Source organism: Roseateles sp. P4_D2, assembly GCF_056401875.1.
The window spans coordinates 36,091-54,723 of the sequence record NZ_JBFUIM010000013.1; the positions used below are offsets into that span (position 1 = coordinate 36,091).

22 protein-coding genes are annotated in these 18,633 nt (G+C 69.7%); all 22 read right to left on the minus strand.

Annotation, left to right across the window (positions count from 1 at the left end; genetic code table 11):
- Position 1: 1 nt before the first annotated feature.
- On the minus strand, positions 2 to 664 hold the full coding sequence (locus AC1DW0_RS21720) for a 4'-phosphopantetheinyl transferase family protein (RefSeq protein WP_477947949.1): 663 nt from the start codon (positions 662 to 664) through the stop codon (positions 2 to 4).
- 16 nt (positions 665 to 680) lie between these two features.
- Positions 681 to 1,115 (minus strand): hypothetical protein, encoded by a 435-nt coding sequence (locus AC1DW0_RS21725; protein WP_056205503.1) that lies wholly within the window; start codon positions 1,113 to 1,115, stop codon positions 681 to 683.
- Between the two features lie 94 nt (positions 1,116 to 1,209).
- On the minus strand, positions 1,210 to 1,722 hold the full coding sequence (locus AC1DW0_RS21730; RefSeq protein WP_056205505.1) for a hypothetical protein: 513 nt from the start codon (positions 1,720 to 1,722) through the stop codon (positions 1,210 to 1,212).
- 27 nt (positions 1,723 to 1,749) lie between these two features.
- Positions 1,750 to 2,985 carry a beta-ketoacyl-ACP synthase gene (locus AC1DW0_RS21735; RefSeq protein WP_056205506.1) on the minus strand — a complete coding sequence of 412 codons (1,236 nt, stop codon included), beginning with the start codon at positions 2,983 to 2,985 and terminating at the stop codon, positions 1,750 to 1,752.
- A 124-nt stretch (positions 2,986 to 3,109) separates the two neighbouring features.
- Positions 3,110 to 3,844, minus strand: a complete 735-nt coding sequence (locus AC1DW0_RS21740; protein ID WP_457321175.1) for a 3-ketoacyl-ACP reductase FabG2 — start codon at positions 3,842 to 3,844, stop codon at positions 3,110 to 3,112.
- Complete coding sequence (locus AC1DW0_RS21745) at positions 3,841 to 4,305, minus strand: hotdog family protein (RefSeq protein WP_477947952.1); 465 nt, start codon at positions 4,303 to 4,305, stop codon at positions 3,841 to 3,843. Before AC1DW0_RS21745 ends, AC1DW0_RS21740 begins: the two co-directional genes overlap by 4 nt.
- On the minus strand, positions 4,295 to 5,467 hold the full coding sequence (locus AC1DW0_RS21750; protein WP_477947954.1) for a beta-ketoacyl-ACP synthase: 1,173 nt from the start codon (positions 5,465 to 5,467) through the stop codon (positions 4,295 to 4,297). The genes AC1DW0_RS21745 and AC1DW0_RS21750 overlap by 11 nt, the downstream gene beginning before the upstream one ends.
- Entirely contained in the window at positions 5,467 to 6,021 is a 555-nt protein-coding gene (locus AC1DW0_RS21755) for a DUF3261 domain-containing protein (protein ID WP_477947956.1), read from the minus strand. Before AC1DW0_RS21755 ends, AC1DW0_RS21750 begins: the two co-directional genes overlap by 1 nt.
- Positions 6,009 to 7,241, minus strand: a complete 1,233-nt coding sequence (locus AC1DW0_RS21760) for an NAD(P)/FAD-dependent oxidoreductase (protein ID WP_457350568.1) — start codon at positions 7,239 to 7,241, stop codon at positions 6,009 to 6,011. Before AC1DW0_RS21760 ends, AC1DW0_RS21755 begins: the two co-directional genes overlap by 13 nt.
- Positions 7,222 to 9,519: an MMPL family transporter gene (locus AC1DW0_RS21765; RefSeq protein ID WP_477947958.1), complete on the minus strand. Its 2,298-nt coding sequence runs from the start codon at positions 9,517 to 9,519 to the stop codon at positions 7,222 to 7,224. Before AC1DW0_RS21765 ends, AC1DW0_RS21760 begins: the two co-directional genes overlap by 20 nt.
- A complete protein-coding gene (locus AC1DW0_RS21770; protein ID WP_477947960.1) occupies positions 9,512 to 10,099 on the minus strand; it encodes an outer membrane lipoprotein carrier protein LolA in 588 nt (195 codons plus the stop codon). The genes AC1DW0_RS21765 and AC1DW0_RS21770 overlap by 8 nt, the downstream gene beginning before the upstream one ends.
- The gene (locus tag AC1DW0_RS21775; RefSeq protein ID WP_477947962.1) at positions 10,096 to 10,527 is read right to left on the minus strand and encodes an acyl-CoA thioesterase; all 432 of its coding nucleotides are present in this window, start codon (positions 10,525 to 10,527) and stop codon (positions 10,096 to 10,098) included. Before AC1DW0_RS21775 ends, AC1DW0_RS21770 begins: the two co-directional genes overlap by 4 nt.
- Entirely contained in the window at positions 10,514 to 12,052 is a 1,539-nt protein-coding gene (locus AC1DW0_RS21780; RefSeq protein ID WP_477947964.1) for an HAL/PAL/TAL family ammonia-lyase, read from the minus strand. Before AC1DW0_RS21780 ends, AC1DW0_RS21775 begins: the two co-directional genes overlap by 14 nt.
- Complete coding sequence (locus tag AC1DW0_RS21785; RefSeq protein ID WP_477947966.1) at positions 12,039 to 12,980, minus strand: LpxL/LpxP family acyltransferase; 942 nt, start codon at positions 12,978 to 12,980, stop codon at positions 12,039 to 12,041. The genes AC1DW0_RS21780 and AC1DW0_RS21785 overlap by 14 nt, the downstream gene beginning before the upstream one ends.
- Positions 12,977 to 13,714 (minus strand): glycosyltransferase family 2 protein, encoded by a 738-nt coding sequence (locus tag AC1DW0_RS21790; protein WP_477947968.1) that lies wholly within the window; start codon positions 13,712 to 13,714, stop codon positions 12,977 to 12,979. Before AC1DW0_RS21790 ends, AC1DW0_RS21785 begins: the two co-directional genes overlap by 4 nt.
- The gene (locus AC1DW0_RS21795) at positions 13,711 to 15,402 is read right to left on the minus strand and encodes an ApeI family dehydratase (RefSeq protein ID WP_477947969.1); all 1,692 of its coding nucleotides are present in this window, start codon (positions 15,400 to 15,402) and stop codon (positions 13,711 to 13,713) included. Before AC1DW0_RS21795 ends, AC1DW0_RS21790 begins: the two co-directional genes overlap by 4 nt.
- Positions 15,392 to 15,934 carry a COG4648 family protein gene (locus tag AC1DW0_RS21800; protein WP_157282223.1) on the minus strand — a complete coding sequence of 181 codons (543 nt, stop codon included), beginning with the start codon at positions 15,932 to 15,934 and terminating at the stop codon, positions 15,392 to 15,394. Before AC1DW0_RS21800 ends, AC1DW0_RS21795 begins: the two co-directional genes overlap by 11 nt.
- Positions 15,935 to 15,953: 19 nt before the next feature.
- Positions 15,954 to 16,247: an acyl carrier protein gene (locus tag AC1DW0_RS21805; RefSeq protein WP_056205534.1), complete on the minus strand. Its 294-nt coding sequence runs from the start codon at positions 16,245 to 16,247 to the stop codon at positions 15,954 to 15,956.
- A 20-nt stretch (positions 16,248 to 16,267) separates the two neighbouring features.
- Positions 16,268 to 16,531 (minus strand): phosphopantetheine-binding protein, encoded by a 264-nt coding sequence (locus tag AC1DW0_RS21810; RefSeq protein ID WP_056205536.1) that lies wholly within the window; start codon positions 16,529 to 16,531, stop codon positions 16,268 to 16,270.
- Positions 16,509 to 17,327: a lysophospholipid acyltransferase family protein gene (locus AC1DW0_RS21815; RefSeq protein WP_157282225.1), complete on the minus strand. Its 819-nt coding sequence runs from the start codon at positions 17,325 to 17,327 to the stop codon at positions 16,509 to 16,511. The genes AC1DW0_RS21810 and AC1DW0_RS21815 overlap by 23 nt, the downstream gene beginning before the upstream one ends.
- A complete protein-coding gene (locus AC1DW0_RS21820; RefSeq protein ID WP_477947972.1) occupies positions 17,311 to 18,111 on the minus strand; it encodes a beta-ketoacyl synthase chain length factor in 801 nt (266 codons plus the stop codon). The genes AC1DW0_RS21815 and AC1DW0_RS21820 overlap by 17 nt, the downstream gene beginning before the upstream one ends.
- A gap of 63 nt (positions 18,112 to 18,174) precedes the next feature.
- Entirely contained in the window at positions 18,175 to 18,591 is a 417-nt protein-coding gene (locus AC1DW0_RS21825) for a F0F1 ATP synthase subunit epsilon (RefSeq protein WP_056205540.1), read from the minus strand.
- Positions 18,592 to 18,633: the final 42 nt, after the last annotated feature.

Genomic DNA, 18,633 nt, shown 5'->3' on the forward strand with positions numbered 1-18,633 from the left:
TTTATTCGCCGGCCCTGCGCGCCCGGCAGCGGCGCCACACTGCATTCATGGGGCCTTCGATGCGCACAGGCAACTTGGGATTGCAGGCCACAGCCAGCACCACAGCGCCGATGGTCGTGACGGCCACGTCGCCCTCGGGGTCGTCGCTGAAGTCCAGCGCCCGCATCAGCGCAAAGTCCAGACCCTGTTCGCGCGCCTTGAGCCAGGCCTCCTTGAGCGTCCAGGCCTGCAGAAAGACCTGCGCGCGCGCCTCGACCGGCAAGGCGGCCAGGTCGGCGCGCTGCGCGGGGCTGTGCACCGTCTCGGCCAGGGCCAGGTGGTCGCGCGGCCGAGCCAGGCTTTCCACATCGATGCCGATCGGCACCCCGGCCGCGGCGCAGGCGACTGTGCCGGCGCTGTGGCTGATGGACACGAACACATCGCCACGGCCCGCCACGCGGCAGGCACCGCTGCTGGCCACCTCCAGTGCGGGCGGCTCATCCGAGCCCAGCCAGCGCTGCACCGCGCGGCGCGCCAGCCAGCGGCCGGCCAGGAAGGTGTCGCGCCGGGCCTCGGTGCCCAGCGACTGCAGGCGAGCCTGCTCGGAGGGCGTCAGCCAGGCGCCCGGTGACGGCATGCCGACCCGCAGCTCAGGCTCGGCGGCCAGCAGGCAGAGCAGGGTCACCGCGAGCCGTGGTCAGTCACTCAACCTTGGCCAAAGTGCCGCGCAAAGCGACGCCAATGACGAAGGCACCGGCATGGCACTCGAAATCGGTCGCACTCTTGTACTCCACCTTCCGGTAGTAGCTGACGATGTCGACCACGGCATTGGCGCCGTGGCGCTTGGCGCCATCCTGCAGATCGATCAGCGCACTCAATGCGGCCCATTTGCAACCATAGTCGTCCGCCTTGCCGAAGCCGTTGGTCTTCGGATTGGCCACGTAGGTCGCGAGGCGTCTGCTGACCTTCGGCGTCGCTTGACCGGCCAAATAGAACTTGAACGCCGGGTCCAGTTTTTCCTTGGCCTCGGGCAGTTCCAGCACATCGGCCAGCGGGATATGCAGCACGGTGTCGCGCGCGAAGGCTGGCGCCGACAGCAACGCAGCGGCGGCCAAGACCACAAGACGAAACTTCATGAGCACGCTCCTTGAACGGGGCTTTCGATGATGCCGTATCAAGGGCGCCGCACAGGTAGGCGGAAGCCGGCAAATGCGCTGCGCAGCCCTGCGATCACTGCGGCGCGGATGCCGCCTGATCGGCCGTGGCGGCGGCGGGCGCCTGAGGCGCGACGCCCTGCGCCAGCGCCTCGGGGCTCTTGTTGGTCGTCAGGATGACCTCCATGCGCACGCCACCCATGGCCTCGCAGGACTTGCGAGGCGCCTCGTTCCAGCGGATGGCGGTTGCCGTGACCACCGGGCGCACGACGCGCCAAGGCCAGAAGCCAAAACGCTGCGAACTGTTGTAGTCCACGAGGGCATCGGCCTTGTTCGCCAGGGCCTGCTGCACCAGGGCCGGCAGCAACTCCTTGACGCCGCCATAGGTGCCCTTGGCGACCTTGAGCTGTTGCAGTTTCTGGTGCGGCATGTCGGACGGCGCACCGTTGTCGAAGACGCAGAGGTCTCGACCTTCCTGCGACAAGCTGGCGGCGATCCGCTTGCCGTCAGCCAACTCCTGTTCCGGCGAACCGGCTTGCGCCGCAGCGCTCGCCAAGATCATTGCAACGGTCAGTACGCTCTGCTTCATCAGGCCCTCCCAGGCGGGTTGTCGAAATCAAAGGCGGCGCAGGATCAACGAAGTGTTGATGCCGCCGAAGGCGAAATTGTTCGTCATCGCGAACTCGGTCTGCAGCACGCGGCCGCCACTCAACACATAGTCGAGATCGCCGCAGCGCGGGTCGACGCGCTTGAGGTTGATGGTGGGCGCGAACCAGTCGGCGTTCATCATCTCCAGCGTCATCCAGGCCTCCAGTGCACCGCAGGCGCCCAGGGTGTGGCCCATATAGCTCTTCAGCGACGAGATCGCCACACCGGTGCCAAAGATGCTTTGCGTGCCCTGGCTCTCGGCCACGTCGCCCTGGTCGGTGCTGGTGCCGTGAGCGTTGACGTAGGGGATGGCAGTGGCGGGCAGGCCGGCGTCTTCCAGCGCGAGCCGCATGGCCTGGGCCATGGTCGAGGACTGTGGCTGCGTGACGTGGGTGCCGTCGCAGTTGGTGCCGTAGCCGACGATCTCGCCCAGCATCTTGGCGCCGCGCGCCTTGGCATGCTCGTACTCCTCCAGCACGAAGGTGCAGGCGCCCTCGCCCAACACCAGGCCGTCGCGGTCGGCGTCGAAGGGGCGCGGCGTCAGGCGCGGCTGGTCGTTGTACTTGGTGCTGGTGGCAAACAGCGTGTCGAACACCGCCGCCTGCGTCGGGTCCAGTTCCTCGGCGCCGCCGGCCAGCATGGCGACCTGGCGGCCGCTCTGGATGGCCTCGTAGGCATAGCCCAGGCCCTGGCTGCCCGAGGTGCAGGCGCTGCTCGTCGTGATGATGCGGCCGGTGATGCCGAAGAACACCGCGATGTTGACGGTCGCGGTGTGCGACATCATCTTCACGTAGGTGTTGGCGTTGATGCCCTCGATGCTCTTGACCGTCATCATGCGGCCGAAGTCGCCGATGGCGCTGGGTGTGCCGCTGGAGCTGCCGAAGCTCACGCCCATGCGGCCGCTGGTCAGCAGCGGGTCGCCGATGAGGCCGGCCTGCTCCAGTGCCAGCTCGGCCGAGCGCGTGGCCATCTGCGCCACGCGGCCCATGCTGCGCATGGTCTTGCGGTTGTAGCGGTCGGCCGGCAGCTCGAAGGGTGCGCAGGGCACCCCGACCTGCGTGTTCAGGCCCTCGTAGGCGGCCCAGTCGGCCATGCGCTGGACCTTGTTGGTCTCGGCGCGCAGGCTGTCCATGACGGTTTCTGCGTCATGCCCCAGCGGCGACAACGCGCCGATGCCGGTGATGACGACTCTCTTGTTGCTCACCCGACCATCCCCCCATTCACGGAAATCACTTGCAGCATGTCTGCCCCTCGTCCGCCGAGTACGCCGGCCGATCCCCCGAGGGGATGCGGGCCGGCTAGGGAGCGGCCCGTCGCTCGGCCCGCCCTCATCCGACCATCCCTCCGTTGACCGAAATCACCTGCCGCGTGATGTAGGCGGCGTCCTCGCTCATCAAGAAGGCCACCAGGGCCGCCACTTCCTCGGGCTGGCCGACGCGCTGCGCCGGGATCAACTTCAGCGCGTGCTCCAGCACTTCGGCGTCGATCATGTCCGTCTCGATGAGGCCCGGTGCCACGCAGTTGACCGTGATCTTGCGGCTGGCCAGCTCGACGGCCAGCGCCTTGCTAGCGCCGATGATGCCGGCCTTGGCGGCACTGTAGTTGACCTGCCCGCGGTTGCCCATCAGGCCCGAGACCGAGGCCAGCGTGACGATGCGGCCGGGCTTGCGGCGGCGCACCAGCGGCATGGTCAGCGGCTGCAGCACGTTGTAGAAGGCGTCGAGGTTGGTGTGGATGACGGCGTCCCAGTCCTCACCGGTCAACGCCGGGAAGGCGCCGTCGCGGGCAATGCCGGCATTGCAGACGACGCCGTAATAGCAGCCATGGGCCTCCACGTCGGCCTCCAGCGCGGCGGCGGTGGCAGCGCGGTCGGCCACGTCGAAGGCGAGCACACGGGCGTTGCGGCCGAGTTCGCGGGCGGCCTGGGCCACGGCCTCGGCCTCGTCGCGGCGGCTGCGGCAATGGATGACGACGTCGTAGCCGTCGCGCGCCAGCCGCAGCGCGATGGCGCGGCCGATGCCGCGGCTGGAGCCGGTCACCAGCACGGTATGGGGAGTACTCATGGGGTCTGTCCGTTCAGGAAAGCCTCGGGGTCGTCGGGCCCGAAGACATTGAGGCTGGCGCGCGCCACCTCGGCGCCATCGATGCTGATGACGCATTCAAACTGGCCCAGGCCGTTGTCGGCCTGGAAGAGGCGTTGCACCTGCACGCGCAGCACGTCGCCGACGCGAAAGGCGGCACGATTGCACTGGTAGCGGCGCGTGCCGAGCAGGAAGCCGATGCGGGCGGCCCCGCCCTCATCGGCCTTGATGTGACGTTGATAGCCGGCCCATGCGGCGGCCGCCTGGGCCATGTATTCGACGCCGGCCGATGCGCTGAGCTGGCCACCCTGCACCAGCAGATGGTCGGCGCGCACGGTGGCCTCGGCCAGCAGCGACTCGGCATCGGCCTCGATGACGCGGTCGAGCCAGCTCATCGCGCCGCGGTGCGGCACGAGGTCGGCGATGGCGGGTTCAGTCTTCACGGGTCAACACCAGGGCGGCGTTGCTGCCGCCAAACGCAAAGGAATTGGACAACACGGCGCGCGGCGCGGCAGCCAGGCGCTCGCCCGGTGAAACCAGGCGGATGGCGGGCAGCGCGGCATCGCGCTCGCCGTCGAAATGGTGGGCCGGCAAGGCGCCGTCGCCCAGCAGGGTCAGCCAGCCGATGGCGGCCTCCAGCGCACCGGCGGCGCCCAGCGTGTGGCCGGTCAGCGGCTTGGTGGAACTGCAGGGCGTGTCCAGGCCGAAGACCCGCGCTACCGCTTCGCTCTCCATCGCATCGTTGTGCGGCGTGGCCGTGCCATGCAGGTTGAGGTAGCCGATGTCGGCGGGCGCCAGGCCCGCCATGTCCAGCGCTGCGCGCATCGCGGCCTCGGCGCCGCGCCCGCTGGGCTCGGGCGCGGAGATGTGGTGGGCGTCGCTGGTTTCGCCCCAGCCGGCCAGGCGCACGGCGGGGCCGGCGCCTTTTTCGCGCGTCATCAGGAAGAGCGCGCCGGCCTCGCCGATGTTGATGCCGCAGCGCTGCGCGCTCATGGGGTTGCAGCGCACGTCGCTGACGGCTTCGAGCGAGGCAAAGCCGGCGACGGTGAAGTCGCACAGGCTGTCGGCACCGCCGCAGACGACGGCATCCGCCATGCCGGCCTGCAGCAGCCGCGCCGCACTGGCCAGGGCCTTGCTGCTGGACGAGCAGGCCGTGGAGATGACATAGGCCGGGCCTAAGGTGCCGAGCTCTTCGGCCAGCAGCGCAGCGCCGGAGCCGATCTCCTGCTGGCGCACGTCGTGCCAGACCGGCAGTTCGCCGTGCTCGCGGTGGTGGCCCCAGGCGGCTTCGCTCTCGCCCACGCCGGAGGTGCTGGTGCCGAGCACGATGGCCACGCGCAGCGGGCCGAAACGCGCTATGGCCGCATCCACGGCGACGCGGATGGGTTGCAGCGCGGTCAGCAGCAAGGCGTTGTTGCGGCTGCGTTGCGCGTTGGCGTCGGGCAGGGGCAGGGGCTGGCGCACGCGACCCAGGTGCAGGGTGCGGCCGCGCCAGGCCTCGGGCTCGACGCCACTGGGCGTGGTGGCCCACAGCGACTCAGCCAGCGTGACGGCGTCATGGCCGGCGGCGCAGACGACGCCGAGGGCGTTCAAGTAGAAGGACATCAGCCTCCCTCCAAAGGGCGCGACTCGATGCGCAGTTGATAGTGCTCGGCGCGATTGTCGATCTCGACGCGCGCGCGGCCGTCCAGGTAGCGCACGGTCAGGCGCGTCTCGCCGGACTGGCGCAGCGTGCGCTCGTTGCCTGACTCATCCACGGTCCAACTCGCGGGCAGCGCGGCCTGCAATGCAGGCAGCGGCGCGAAGACCAGGGCGATGTCACGCAGCACGCGCGCCGGATCGACGGCGGCGGGCAGCATGGGATGGCGCTGCACCTTCAGCTCGTGGCCGTCCCAGTTCAGCGTCAACACGCGCTGACCGAAAGCGAGGCCGGCGAGTTGCAACTGCTGCGCGTCGACCTGCAGCAGCGTGTCGAGTTGGCGCTCGGTGACGGCGCCGTTGGGATCGTCGGGCGCGTCTGTCACCGTCAACCGCTGGGCCAGCGACAGCTCGGCACCGAAGGCGGCCGGCGCCAGTTGCAGCGGCGGCAGCGCGGCCGGTGGCGGCAGCGTCTGGCAGGCTGACAGCAGCAGCGCCGTGAGCAGGATCAGGGGGCGCACAACTGCTCCAGCGTGCGCATGCGCTCGGGATGTGCGACGTAGGGGTTGGTCAGGTCCCAGGCGTAGCCGGCCAGGATGGACGAGATCATGCGGCGGATGTCGGGGTTCTGGTCCTGGTGGAAGATGACGTCCTGGAAGCCGCCGCGGTACCAGCTCTCCACAAAGGCGCGGAAGGCGTCCACGCCGGCACGCAGCGGCTTGGCGTAGTCCTTCTCCCAGTCAACCGCTTCGCCGGCGCGTTCGCGCAGCAGCGCCGTCACGGCCAGGTCGGCGGACTTCACGGCGATGGTCACGCCGCTGGAGAACACCGGGTCCAGGAACTCGCCCGCATTGCCCAGCAGCGCAAAGCCCGGGCCCCACAGCGACTTCACGTTGGCGGCATAGCCCTGCAGCTTGTTGGCCGGGGTGTCCCACACGGCGTCCTTCAGCAGCGCAGCCAGCGAGGGCGTCTCGGCGACGACGGCCTTCAGTCGCTCCGTCGCGTCCTCGGGGAAGCGGTCGAAGTATTCGGCCCGCGCGACGACGCCCAGCGAGCAACGGCCGTTACTGAAGGGGATGGTCCAGAACCACACGTCCACGTCGTCCGGATGCACGGTGACGAGGATCTTGGTGCGGTCAAACGTCGGGTCGCTGATGCGGTCCTGCACATGCGTGAAGGTGGCGGCGCGCACGGGGAAGGCCGAGGGCGTCTCCAGGTCCAGCAGGCGCGGCAGCGTGCGGCCGAAGCCGCTGGCGTCCAGCAGATGGCCGGCTTCGACGGTGTAGGCCGCGCCGCCGTCCAGCGGCTGCACGTCGATCTGCGGGCGTTGACCTGCCGCGACGCGCACAGCCGTCACCTCGTGGCGGTAGCGCACATCGGCGCCGGCCTTGGCGGCGCCATTGGCCAGCACCTGGTCGAAATGGGCGCGCTGCACCTGGTAGGTCGTGCCCCAACCGGGCGTGAACTTGTCGCGGAAGTCGAAAGCGGTGCGCTTGGGGCCGCGGCAGAAGGCCGCGCCGTTCTTGAACTGGAAGCCGGCCTCGACGACGTCCTGCAGCAGCCCCGCCTTCTCGATATAGGCCATGGACTGTGGCAGCAGGCTCTCACCGATGGAGAAGCGTGGAAAGAGCTGGCGCTCCAGCACGGTCACGGCCAGGCCCTGGCGGCGCAGCAGGGCCGCAGCGACGGCGCCTGCAGGGCCTGCGCCGATGATGCAGACGTCAGTCGTTTCGAGGGTCATGGTCGTTGACGAAGAAAGGGGTGAGGAACCAGGCCAGGGCAATTCCCAGTCCCAGGGTCAGGCCGAAGGCCCGCAATGCCGGCGTGCCGGACAGGGCCAACAACCCGAAGGACAGCCAGGTGCTGGCGGCCGCGAGTGTGATGGAGACGAAGCCGCGCAGGTCGCGCCGACTGGGCTGGGCGAGCAGGAAGATGCCGTAGTCCACCCCCACGCCGAGCAGCAGCAGCAGGGCCAGCACGTGGAAGAGCTGCCAGGGCTGGCCGGCCAGGGCCGTCGCAGCCAGTGCCAGGCTGCCGGCCAGCAGGGTGGGCACCAGGGCCCGCCACCAGGCAGCGCCGAGGCGCCAGGCCAGCAAGGCGGCGACGGCCGCCACGGCGATGACCAGCACGCCGAGCATGCGGATGCGTTGGCGGGCCAGCAGCTCGGACACATCGGCCACCTTGTCGACCCAGCGCACCGTCGTGCCATCGGCGAGTGCCGCTAGTTGCGGCAGCACCTCGCGCGACACGCCGCGCAGCATCAGCACGCTGTGCCAGCGGCCGTCGGCATCGCGGCCCAGCCACTGGTGGCGCGCCGCCTCGCTGACAGGGGCGGTGCGCCAGGCCTCCACCGTCAGCACCGGCGCCGCGACGGCATCGCGCTGGGGCAGGGGCTGACCCAGTTGCTCGGCCACCAGCAGCGACACCTCGGCCCAGCGGCGCTGCACCAGGGCCGCATCGCCGGCCTGACGGGCCGGCGAAGGCACCCAGTCGGAAACGGCCTGCCAGCCGGCGATACCGGGCGTGCTGGCGAGCTTGGCCTTGAGAGCTTCCTCGCGCTCCAGAAGCACGGCCTCGCTGCCCGCAGTGAGCAGATAGAACTGCGCCGGGCTGGGCAGGTCCAGCCGCCGGCCGATGTCGATCTGCTCCTGCATCAGCGCGGGCGGCGTGTTCTGCAGCAGGCGGATGTCGTCGTTGGCCTGGCCGCGCCAGGCGGCAGCAGCCAACAGAGCGGCGATGACAACGCCGCCGATCAGGCCGCTGCGCCAGGTCAGCTGCGGCCAGCGCTGCCAGGCGCGGCCCAACGCGCGCGTCAGCGGCCGCACGGGCACGGGGCCGGCGTCCAGATGCGGGAACCACAGCCAGGTGCTGACGAAGGCCGCCGTCAGGCCGGCGGCCGAGAACAGCGCGACCTGCTGCAGGCCGGGGAAAGGTGTCGTTGCCAGCAGCGCATAGCCGGCCAGCGTCGTGCTGAGCGCCAGCACCATGGTGGGCAGTTGCTCGCGCATCAAGGCGAAGCGCTGCGCCGGCGGCTGGGCGATGCGGCTGCTGTAGTGGCTGCTGGCGTAGTTCTCGGCCACGCCGACAAGGCTGGCGCCGAACACCAGCGTGATCAGGTGCAGCTCGCCAAACACCGCCAACGTCGCCGCCACGGCCACCAGCAGGCCGCTGCCCACCGACAGCAACACCAGCAGGCGCGGCCGGATGCGGGCGAAGGCGAACCAGCTCAGCGCAAACACGCCGACGAGCGAGCCCACGCCGATGAGATGCATCTCGCGCTGGGCCTGCGCGGCCGCGGCATGCGCATGCAGGGGCACGCCGGCAGCCAGCACCTGGGCCTCGGGCACGGCAGCGCGGGCCTTGGCGAGGGCTTGGGCGATGCGCTCGTTGTCGCTCAGCGCGAAGGCGCTGGCGCCGCTGTCGATCAACGCCAGCATCCAGTCGCCCTGGGCATCGGCCAGGCGCAGCCGGCCGTCCAGAGCGCGCACCTTGCTGCCCTGGGCTCGCTCGGCGAGCCATGCCCCGAGGGTGTTGAAGGGGTCGTCGATCCAGCGGCCCACGCGCGGCAGGCCCATGGGCTGCATCAGGCTGGTCAACGCTTGTTGAGCCAGCGCTTCCGAAGGGGCGGTCTGCAGGGACTGGCGCTGGGCGTCGGTCAGCAGGGCGCCGCGTTGCGGGGCGAAGAAGCTCAGCCAGTCGGCCTGCTGGGCGTCGGACACACGGTGCCTGAGCTTGATGCCGGGCACCTCGACCTGCAGCTTGGCAATGAAGCGATCCATCGCCGCTTCACTGCCCTGGGGCGCGCGCAGCATGACGATGATGCGGCCCTCCCCTGCCTTGGCCAGGGCGGTCATCGCCTGCTCGACCTCGGGCCGGCGCTCGTCCTTGGGCAGCATGGCCAGCACATCGGTGTTGATGCGCACGCGGCCCTTGTATGCAGCCAGGGCCAGGCCTGCAGCCATCAGCAGCAGCGCGAGCGCCCAGGCCCAGGGCGCCAAGCGGCTGGGCCGGTCAGCCAAGTTGCTTGGCCTCGTCGGCGCTGGGCGCAGCGGGCTCGCGCGCCTGCTCGTCGAAACGCAGCGTCGTCGTGTCGCCCTGGGCCTCGGTCATGACGATGCGGCGCAGCTGGCGATCGCCCTCCAGCTCGATGCGGGCGAAGAGCTGGGCCAGGGCTGCGGCCTTGGGTTTCAACGCGGCGCGCCAGGCCTTGTCGCCTTGCAGGCTGGCCTGCACCTCGAAGGCCTGCTGCAGCGCGCCGAGGTCGCCGTCCAGCAGCGACAGCATCAGCTGGGTCACGACGCGGATGCCGGGCTCCTTGCTGGCATCCAGCTGCAGGCCGCCACCACCGGCGATGCGGTCGCGCGTCAGCACCAGCTGGCTGGCGAACGGCGCCGTCGTGCGCCAGATCAGGCCCTTGCCGCGCACCAACAGGTAGTCACCCTGGCTCTTCAGCGGCTTGGCGAAGCCGGCAAGCTGCTTGTCCTGCTGGAAGCCACCGCGCTGCACCGGCGTGCTGACGAGGCGCTGCTGAACCTGGGCGATGGCATCGGCCAGGGCCGGCAGCGGCAAGGTGGCGAGAAGAAGGGTGCGGCGCTTCATGGCAGGGGGATGCCCAGACGTTCAAAGAGGACCGGCGGGCTGGCGAACTGCATTTCCTTGCTGCGCATGTCCACGGCCACCATCAGCGTGTGGGCCCGGGTCAGGCGCGCGTTGGTAGCGATGTCGCGCACCGTGTAGTCGATGCGCAGGCGGTGCTCCCACTCGGTGATGCAGGCGCGCACGCCCAGGCGCATGCCGTATTCGGCCGGGCGCACGTATTTCAGCTGCAGATGGATGATGGGCCAGGCATAGCCGCTGGCGCGCATCTGCGGGTAGTCGTAGTTGAAGCGCTGCAGCAGCGCGCAGCGCGCCTGCTCCAGGTACTGCACATAGCGGCCGTGCCAGACGATCTCCATCGGGTCGAGATCGTGGAAGGCCGGCGTGATCTCGATCTCGTGGGCCAGGCGCGGGTCTTCACGCAGGCGCATGCAGGGCTCCGTGGGGCAAACGGATCTCGCGCAGCAACATCTGCAGCTCGACATCCAACGCGCGGTCTTCGTCGATCAGCGGCAGGCGTGCACAGAGCTGCTCGTACCAGGCCGACAGCGACGGGCTCAGCTGCAAGCCGCCCAGGCGCTGGCGCAGCCCCAGCCCCTGGCGGGCGCTGATGAGCAGGCCGGCGACGACCTGCTCGCTCAGGTCCAGAACGCGCAGCGCGTCGCGGGCCGCGATGCCGCCCATGCTGACCTTGTCCTGGTTGTGGCACTCGGTGCTGCGGCTGAAGACCGAGGCCGGCATGGTCTGCTTGAGGGCTTCGGCGGTCCAGGCGGAGACGCTGATCTGCAGCGCCTTCAGGCCATGGTTGATGGCGGCGCGCTCGCCCAGGGCACCGCTCAGATTCGACGGCAGGCCATGGTTGAAGCGCGTGTCCACCAGCAGGGCGAGCTGGCGATCCAACAGGTCGGCGACGTTGGCAACCGCCGTCTTCAGCGTGTCCATGGCCATGGCGATATGGCCGCCGTAGAAATGGCCGCCGTGCAGCACGCGCTCCTCGACGGCGTCCACCAGCGGGTTGTCGTTGGCGCTGTTGAGTTCGTTCTCGATGAGCTGGCGCAGCCAGGGCAGCGCGTCTTCGAGCACGCCGATAACGTGAGGCGCGCAGCGCAGCGAGTAGCGGTCCTGCAGGCGCTGCTCATTGCGGCTGGGGCGGTCGCTGGCGAGGTCGGTGCGCAGCCGCGCGGCGACGCGCTGCTGGCCGGCATGCGGCTTGACGGCGAACAGGCGCTCGTCGAAGTGGTGGGCATTGCCCGCGCTGGCGACGACATTGGCCGCCGTGATGCGCGTGGCCAAGCGCGACAGCCGTTCGGCACGCTGGAAGGCCAGGCAGGCCAGCGCCGTCATGACGGCCGTGCCGTTCATGATGGCCAGGCCTTCCTTGGGGCGCAGCGTGTGCGGCTTGAGGCCGACGGCCGCAAGGGCCTCGGCCGCCGGCATCTGCCGGCCCTGGAACCACACCTCGCGCTCGCCGCACAGCACGGCGGCGACATAGCTCAGCGGCGTAAGGTCACCGCTCGCGCCGACCGAACCTTCGCTGGGGATCAAGGGCAGGATGTCGTGCTCGATCAGGGCGGCCAACTGTTGCAGCAAGGCGTAGCTCACGCCCGACACGCCCTGCGCCAGCGACTGCAGCCGCACGGCCAGCACGGCGCGCACCTGCTCGGGCGCCAGCATGGGGCCTGCGCCGATGCCGTGGTAGGTGTAGAGGTGGCGCGGCAGCTCGGCCACCAGGGCCGGCGGGATGCTGACGGTGCAGGAGTCGCCGTAGCCGGTGGTGACACCGTAGACGACGCCGTCCTCAGCCAGCAGGCGGGCGATGAACTCGGCGCCGGCGTCGATGTGGGGCACGAAATCAGGCGCGGTGCTCAGACGCGCGCGGGCCTCGCGGCGGGAGATGGCGGCGATGTCGTCCAGGCTCAGCGGGCGGCCATCGAAAACAATCTCAGGCAACGGCATGCGGGCTGTCCCAGAAAGCGTAGAAGTTGAACCAGTCATAGGGCGATTCGCGCAGGCGGCGCTGCAGGATCCGTGCGTAGCTCTGGGCGTATTGGGCCAGAGCCTCGCGGCGCCCGGCGCGCGGCAGGCTGATGTGCTCGGTCAGCACCTCGAAGCGGATCTCATAGCCGGCCCCCCGGTGCAAACAGGTCAGCAGCACCAGCGGGCAGTGCAACACGCCGGCCAGCACATAGGCGCCGACGGGCAGCGGCGCCGGTGCACCGAGGAAGTCGACGCTGACGGTCTGCGCGGATTGGATGGGCACGCGGTCGCCGGCGATGGCGATCCAGCCGCCGGCGTCCACCAGCTCCTTGAGCTGCATGGCCATGGCCGGCCCGAAGTCGGTGACCTCCAGCAGGTTGACAGCGGAGCTCGGGTCCAGGCGCTTGAGGATGCGGTTGAAGGCCTGGGCGTGGCGGGTGTGCACCAGCACCGTCAGCTTCAGGTCCTGCTTGGTGCGGCCCACCATGCGGCACAGCTCCAGGCAGCCCATGTGGGCAGTGATGAAGATGCCGCCCTGGCCCCGGGCCACCATGGCGTCGACGAGAGAGAAGTCCTGCTCGCGCACGCACTCGGCCGGGTAGCGGCCGGCCATGGCCAGCAGCTTGTCGAGCATGGTCTCGGCAAAGCAGGCGACGTGGCGCAGCCCTTCGCGCCAATCGGGTTCACGCTTGAACACGCCCGGTTCGGCACGGTGCAGATGGCGCAGATAGTCCAGCGATGAGCGGCGCAGCGCCGGGCGCGTCAGCCAATGCAACACCACCACGGGAAACATGGCCCAGCGAACCAGGCGCCGGCCGAAGAGCTTGTGCACGCCGTACAGCAGCCAGATACCGCTGACGAAGGTCGTTTCACCCAACGACGCCCAGTGCTGAGCGCGCACTGTCATGGATTGCTCCGCAGCTTGCGCGCCAGCAGCAACGGCGCGCGCCACAGCATGCCGAAGAAGAGCCGCGTGTGCATGGCCGAGATCAGCACGTTGTCGCGCCAGACGCGGAAGTGCGAGATGCCGCCGACCGGATAGTGCACGCGCGTGGGCTGGTTGACGACCGGCACGCCGGCCCAGACGAGGCGCACGGCGATCTCGGTGTCGAAGTCCATGCGCCGGCCCATGGAGGCATGCGCGAGCTGCGGCAGCGTGGCGGCCAGCGGGTAGATGCGAAAGCCGCACATGGAGTCGCGCACCGAGAAGCTCAGCGTGTTGATCCAGACCCAGATGTGGGTGGCATAGCGCCCGTACAGCCGCGCGCGCGGCACGGACGCGTCGTAGATGGGGCAGCCGCAGATCAGCGCCTCAGGGTGCGCCAGGGCGGCGGCCACGAAGCGCGAGGCATCGAAGGCGTCATGCTGGCCGTCGGCATCGATCTGCAGGCCATGGGTGTAGCCCTGCTCGACCGCCAGGCGCATGCCGGCGATGACGGCCACGCCCTTGCCCTGGTTGTGCGGCAGGCGCAGCAGCTGGATGCCGTCCTGCCGCGCCAAGGCGTCGAGCTGCGCTGCCGTGGCGGCTGCGCTGCCATCGTCCACCAGCAGCACCGGCAGGCCCTGCTCGCGCAGCTTGGCCGCGACCGCACCGACCGTGCCACCGTGGTTGTAGACCGGGATGACGGCGCAAACCTTCACACGCCGGCTCCGAAGCGCAGCTTGCCGCTGGCGTGCGCGCCGCGCTCGCTGGTCAGCGCGAAACGCAGCTCGCTGCCGTCGGCATTGATGGTCAGCTCGAGGTCCACGGTGCCGCCGGGGCGGATGACCTGCTGGAACTTGAGCTGGTCCAGCCCGGCAAAGGCCGGCTGCAGTGCGAACAGCTCGCGTGCAAAGCGCTCTGCCCAATCCAGCTGCACGACGCCCGGCAGCACAGGCTGGCCCTCAAAGTGCCCTTCGAAGCCGGGATGGCGGGCCTCGATGTCGACGCGCAGCCGCACCGTCAGCGCCTCACGCATCAGCACCCGGGCGGGCGGGCGCATGGGGTCGAACAAGGCCTGCAATGCGGCCTGAGTGGTCTTGCCCTGGGTGTTGGCGGGGAATTCGCTGACGAGGCGCCAGCGGCGCGGGCGCACGGTGGACTCCAGCTGGGCGGCCAGGCGTTCGCGCAGCGGCGCGAGCCATGCAGCGCGGCCGGCCTGGTCGATGGCGCCCCAGGCCTCGGGCGTGGGCACCAACACGACGCCCAGCTCCTGGCGCGAGCCCGGCAGCAGCAGCGCGCGGGCTTCCTGCACCTGGCCGCTGGCCAGCAGGGCCTGCTCGACGGCGGCCAGCGACACGCGCTTTTCTTCCACCTTGACGATGCGGTCCGCGCGGCCCAACAGCACGAAGCCGGGGCCTTCCGCGCGGGCATGGTCGGCGGCCGTGTACCAGCCATCGCCACCGATATGGGCCGAACGCAGCTGCAATTGGCCCTCAGCCAGTTGCCATTCGACGCCGGGCAGTGCGCGCCAGGGCTCGGCATCACCCGCACCAGGCGGGCGCTGGCGCCAGGCCACACCGCCGGTCTCGCTGCTGCCGTAGACCTCGATGGGCGTCTGACCCAGGCGCTCGGCGCAGGGGGCCAGCGCATCGGCTGGCAGCGGGCCGCCGGAGCTGAACACCGCCGCCAGGCGCTCGGGCAGGTCGCCGGTGACGGCGAGCTGCAGGCGCTTCAGGTGGGCCGGGCTGGCGATCAGCGCGATGCGGCCGGGCACGGCATGCAGGTCTTCCAGATAGGCCACGCGGTTCGCCGCGGTGGGCCTGCCGGCGGCCAGTGGCCACAGCACGCGGAACAGCAGGCCGTAGATGTGCTGGTGGCTGACGGTGGCGTGAACCGTGGCGCCGTCCAGGCGCGCACCGAACTCGGCTTCCAGCGCGCGCACCTCGTCGAACAACTGGTGCAGCTGCTTGGGGATGGCGCTGGGCTCGCCGCTGCTGCCGGAAGTGAAAACGACGAGCTGGGGGGCCTGCGGGTCCAGCGACTGCCAATCCGGCACGGGCGCATCGGCCACGGCAGCAGTGGCATCGCTGCGGCCAGGCCAGTCGCCGGCAAACGCCCCCACCTGCTCGGACAGACGCTGCGCCGTGGCCGGCAGCGCGTCACCGGGCCACCAGACGGTCTTGCGGGCATGCCAGGCGCCGAACAGCGCGGCGGTGGCGTGCAGGGTGTCTTCGAAATGCAGTGCGACGTCGCCCGTCGCCAGCGCCTGGAAATGCGCGAACCAGCCAGCGGCCTGGGCCAGGAACTCGGCCGACATGACAGCCCGGCCGGAACGCCAACCCACGGGCTGAGCGGCCCGCGCCGGGCTCAGGGCACCGGCAAGGCCGAGGCGCAGTTCACGCCACATGCTTGCCGGCTCGTACGCGGCGGCGCACCAGCCACTCGCCGCCCATCAGGGTGCCCATCAGCCCGTAAGTGATGAAGCCGTTGTACAGCGCCCAGGTCTGCTCGCTGGCCCACAGGGCCGTCGCCAGGCTGATGCTGCCGTTGACGATGAAGAAGCCGCACCAGACGATGGTGACGCGGCGCGTGTAGGCCACGCCGTGGGCGTCCAACTCGGGGTCGTGCAGGCGCGCCAGGCGCTCGACGACGGTCTGGCCCTTGAACAGGCTGGCGCCGAAGAGCACCAGCATGGCCAGGTTCATCGCCACCGGGTAGATCTTCAGCGGCAACAGCTGGTTGGACCAGGCCGTCAACGCGGCCAGCACCAGGCCGGCCAGCGCGATCGCGAGGGCCTGCTGGCTGCGCGAGGCGAGGTAGCGCGCCAGTGCCAGCGCCAGCAGCAGCAACGCCAGTACCCGAGGCTCGGCATGTGCGAGGCCCAGGTAGACGAGAACGGGATAGAGGGCGGTCAGCGCCACCCAGAGGATGTTGCGCACGCTGGGGCGAGAAACGGGATCAGGCGGCGCGCGGCAGCGCGGCCTCGTCTTCACCGGTGGTTTCTTCGGCCTGCTGCAGCAGCGCGGTCAGGGCGTTGACGACGTCCTGCAGCGTGCGCACCGATTTGAAGGCCTCGGGCTGCAGGCGCTTGCCCACCAGGGGCTTGAGCTTGACGATGAGGTCCACCGCGTCGATGGAGTCGATGTCCAGGTCGTCGTACAGCCGGGCTTCCGGGCGGATGCGCTCGGGCTCGATGTCGAAGGTCTCGACCAGGATGGCCGACAGGCGCGTGTAGATGTCGTGTTCGGTCATGGTGTGAACTCCCTGGCGATTCAGCCCTTGCGGCTCGTGGCCACGAAAGCTGCCAAAGCCCGGATGGAGCGGAAATGGCGGCGGGTTTCCTCCGAATCGGCCGACATGGTGACGCCATAGCGCTTTTGCAGCGCCAGGCCCAGCTCGAGCGCGTCGATGGAATCCAGGCCGAGGCCTTCGACGAAGAGCGGCTGCTCGGCGTCGATGTCGTCTGCGCTCATGTCCTCGAGATTCAAGGCGTCGATGAGCAAGGTCTTGATTTCAAGTTCCAGGCTCTGTTCCATCGCCTTTTCCCCCAGAAAAATAGTCCCGCAAGTATCCCGTGAGCCGTCTTGCAGCGAGCGGGAATTCTCCGTGAGCACCCTCTAGAAAGGGTGTCACGGCGATGTCCTCGCCCACATCCAGACTCAGGTGTAACGGCCGGTCGTGGGTTTTCCACCACGGCCAGCCTTTGCTCAATCCCAGCGGCTCGCAGCGAATGCGCACTGGCGTGATGGCCACGCCCGTGCGCAGGGCCAATTGGGCCGCACCGCGCTGCAACTGCAAAGCATGCCCGGGCCTGCTTCGGGTGCCTTCGGGAAAAATTACCAGATTGCTGCCCGCCTGGAGGCTGGCGTTGAAACCTTCCAACACCTCGCTGCCACGGTCGTTACGCAAATAGTTGCAGGCCCGCACCGGCCCCCAGGTGAAGGGGTTGTCGCCCAGCCCGGCACGCACGACGCAATCGGCGTTGGGCGTGCGCCCGATCAGCGCCACCACGTCGATCAGCGTCGGGTGGTTGGCCAGCACCAGCAGGCCACGCCGCTGCAAGCGCTCGGCGCCCGTCCAGCGCACGCGCACCAGACCGAGCAGCGTCATCAGGCCGATAAAGCCGCGAAAGCTGGCCCCCACCAGCGCACGTGACCAGCGGATGCGGCGCACCGGGTCCCACACCAGCAGGTTGATCAGCGGGAAGGCGAGCACGCCCATCAGCAGGCCGCCAATACCGAAGCAGGCGAAGCTCAGACCCGTGGCCGGCACCCGCCAGGCGCGGGACCAGGCCCGGGACCAGTCGGACAGCAGGCTATCGAGCGACGACATGGCGCCACTGCCAGTCCGCGGCGCCGTCCACCTGGCGCAGCTCGGCGGCGGGGTCGAGCAGCCACTGCAGCAGCTGCAGATTGGGTGACAACGTGCTGGGCGCCTTGGGGCCTTGCGACACCTGGCGTGTGAGCTGCACCGCTGGTTCGCCCGGACGCGCCAAACGCAGGCGCAGGGCATAGGCATGCGGCGGCGCGATCAGAGCATCCAGCCCGGTGTGGGCGTACAGCGCCGGCAGCGGCGCGTCGAACACGGTCAGCAGCACGGCCGGCGCGACGGCGGCGAGCAGCGCCTGGGCTTCGACCCAGCCGGCGGCGGCGCTGACCTCGCCCGCGGCCACCGCGCTGACATTGGCGGTGATGCCGCGCTGGATGGAGTACTGGGCGCCGATGGCGTTGTGCACCGAGTGGCTGAAGGCGGTCGGTGACAGCGCCTCGCCCTGAGCCAGGTCCTGCAGCATGGCGACCGAGCGCGCCAATTCTCCCCAGCGCGACGCGAACACCAGGGGCATGGCCGCCAGCGCCGCCGCGTCGACGCCCTGCTGGGCCCAATAGGCCACCTGCAGGGCAGCGCGCCCCAGCGGGTCGATGCGCCGCCGCGCCATCGCCGGCACTTCCGGCAGCGGTGGCGCGGCCGGTGCGTCGGCGGTAACCGGTTGCGGCTGACGCAGCCAGGCCCGCCAGTCGTCCTGGGATGCCAGACCCGGCGCCCACGCCGCCCACTGCTCGACGTGCAGGGCCAGGCCGTCCTGGGCGGCAACGGGGGCAGCGGTGGGCGTGGTCATGGGCGGGTCTGAAAGTAGAAAACCCGCCAAGAGGCGGGCTTGCAGTTGAGCCAGGGAATGCCCTTAGCTTTTCGCGCGGAACTTACGCAGCGCCGCGACCTGGGCCGCCAGCGTGAGCAGCTCGTTCTGGATCGCGGCCTGGTCGAGTTCGCTCTTGGCGTTCTTCAGCGCTTCCTCGGCTTGCTTCTTGGCCTCGATGGCCTTGGCTTCGTCGAGGTCCTTGCCGCGGATGGCGGTGTCGGCCAGCACGGTCACGCGGTTCGGCTGCACTTCGAGAATACCGCCGGCGACGAAGACGAACTCTTCGGTGCCGTCCGGGCGCTCGATGCGCACGGCGCCCGGCTTGATGCGGGTGATCAGCGGCGTGTGCTTCGGCAGGATGCCGAGCTCGCCACTCTCGCCCGGCAGGGCGACGAACTTGGCCTCGCCCGAGAAGATCAGCTCTTCGGCGGAGACCACGTCGACGTGGAGGGTTGCCATGTTCAATCTTCCTTAGCTAACCATTGAAGAAGTCTGGTGAGA

Coding starts and splice junctions, on each gene's coding strand:
- AC1DW0_RS21725 (WP_056205503.1), bottom strand. CDS start 1,115: ATGAAGTTTCGTCTTGTGGTCTTGGCCGCCGCTGCGTTGCTGTCGGCG.
- AC1DW0_RS21730 (WP_056205505.1), bottom strand. CDS start 1,722: ATGAAGCAGAGCGTACTGACCGTTGCAATGATCTTGGCGAGCGCTGCG.
- AC1DW0_RS21740 (WP_457321175.1), bottom strand. CDS start 3,844: ATGAGTACTCCCCATACCGTGCTGGTGACCGGCTCCAGCCGCGGCATC.
- AC1DW0_RS21750 (WP_477947954.1), bottom strand. CDS start 5,467: ATGTCCTTCTACTTGAACGCCCTCGGCGTCGTCTGCGCCGCCGGCCAT.
- AC1DW0_RS21760 (WP_457350568.1), bottom strand. CDS start 7,241: ATGACCCTCGAAACGACTGACGTCTGCATCATCGGCGCAGGCCCTGCA.
- AC1DW0_RS21770 (WP_477947960.1), bottom strand. CDS start 10,099: ATGAAGCGCCGCACCCTTCTTCTCGCCACCTTGCCGCTGCCGGCCCTG.
- AC1DW0_RS21775 (WP_477947962.1), bottom strand. CDS start 10,527: ATGCGCCTGCGTGAAGACCCGCGCCTGGCCCACGAGATCGAGATCACG.
- AC1DW0_RS21780 (WP_477947964.1), bottom strand. CDS start 12,052: ATGCCGTTGCCTGAGATTGTTTTCGATGGCCGCCCGCTGAGCCTGGAC.
- AC1DW0_RS21785 (WP_477947966.1), bottom strand. CDS start 12,980: ATGACAGTGCGCGCTCAGCACTGGGCGTCGTTGGGTGAAACGACCTTC.
- AC1DW0_RS21795 (WP_477947969.1), bottom strand. CDS start 15,402: ATGTGGCGTGAACTGCGCCTCGGCCTTGCCGGTGCCCTGAGCCCGGCG.
- AC1DW0_RS21805 (WP_056205534.1), bottom strand. CDS start 16,247: ATGACCGAACACGACATCTACACGCGCCTGTCGGCCATCCTGGTCGAG.
- AC1DW0_RS21810 (WP_056205536.1), bottom strand. CDS start 16,531: ATGGAACAGAGCCTGGAACTTGAAATCAAGACCTTGCTCATCGACGCC.
- AC1DW0_RS21815 (WP_157282225.1), bottom strand. CDS start 17,327: ATGTCGTCGCTCGATAGCCTGCTGTCCGACTGGTCCCGGGCCTGGTCC.
- AC1DW0_RS21820 (WP_477947972.1), bottom strand. CDS start 18,111: ATGACCACGCCCACCGCTGCCCCCGTTGCCGCCCAGGACGGCCTGGCC.
- AC1DW0_RS21825 (WP_056205540.1), bottom strand. CDS start 18,591: ATGGCAACCCTCCACGTCGACGTGGTCTCCGCCGAAGAGCTGATCTTC.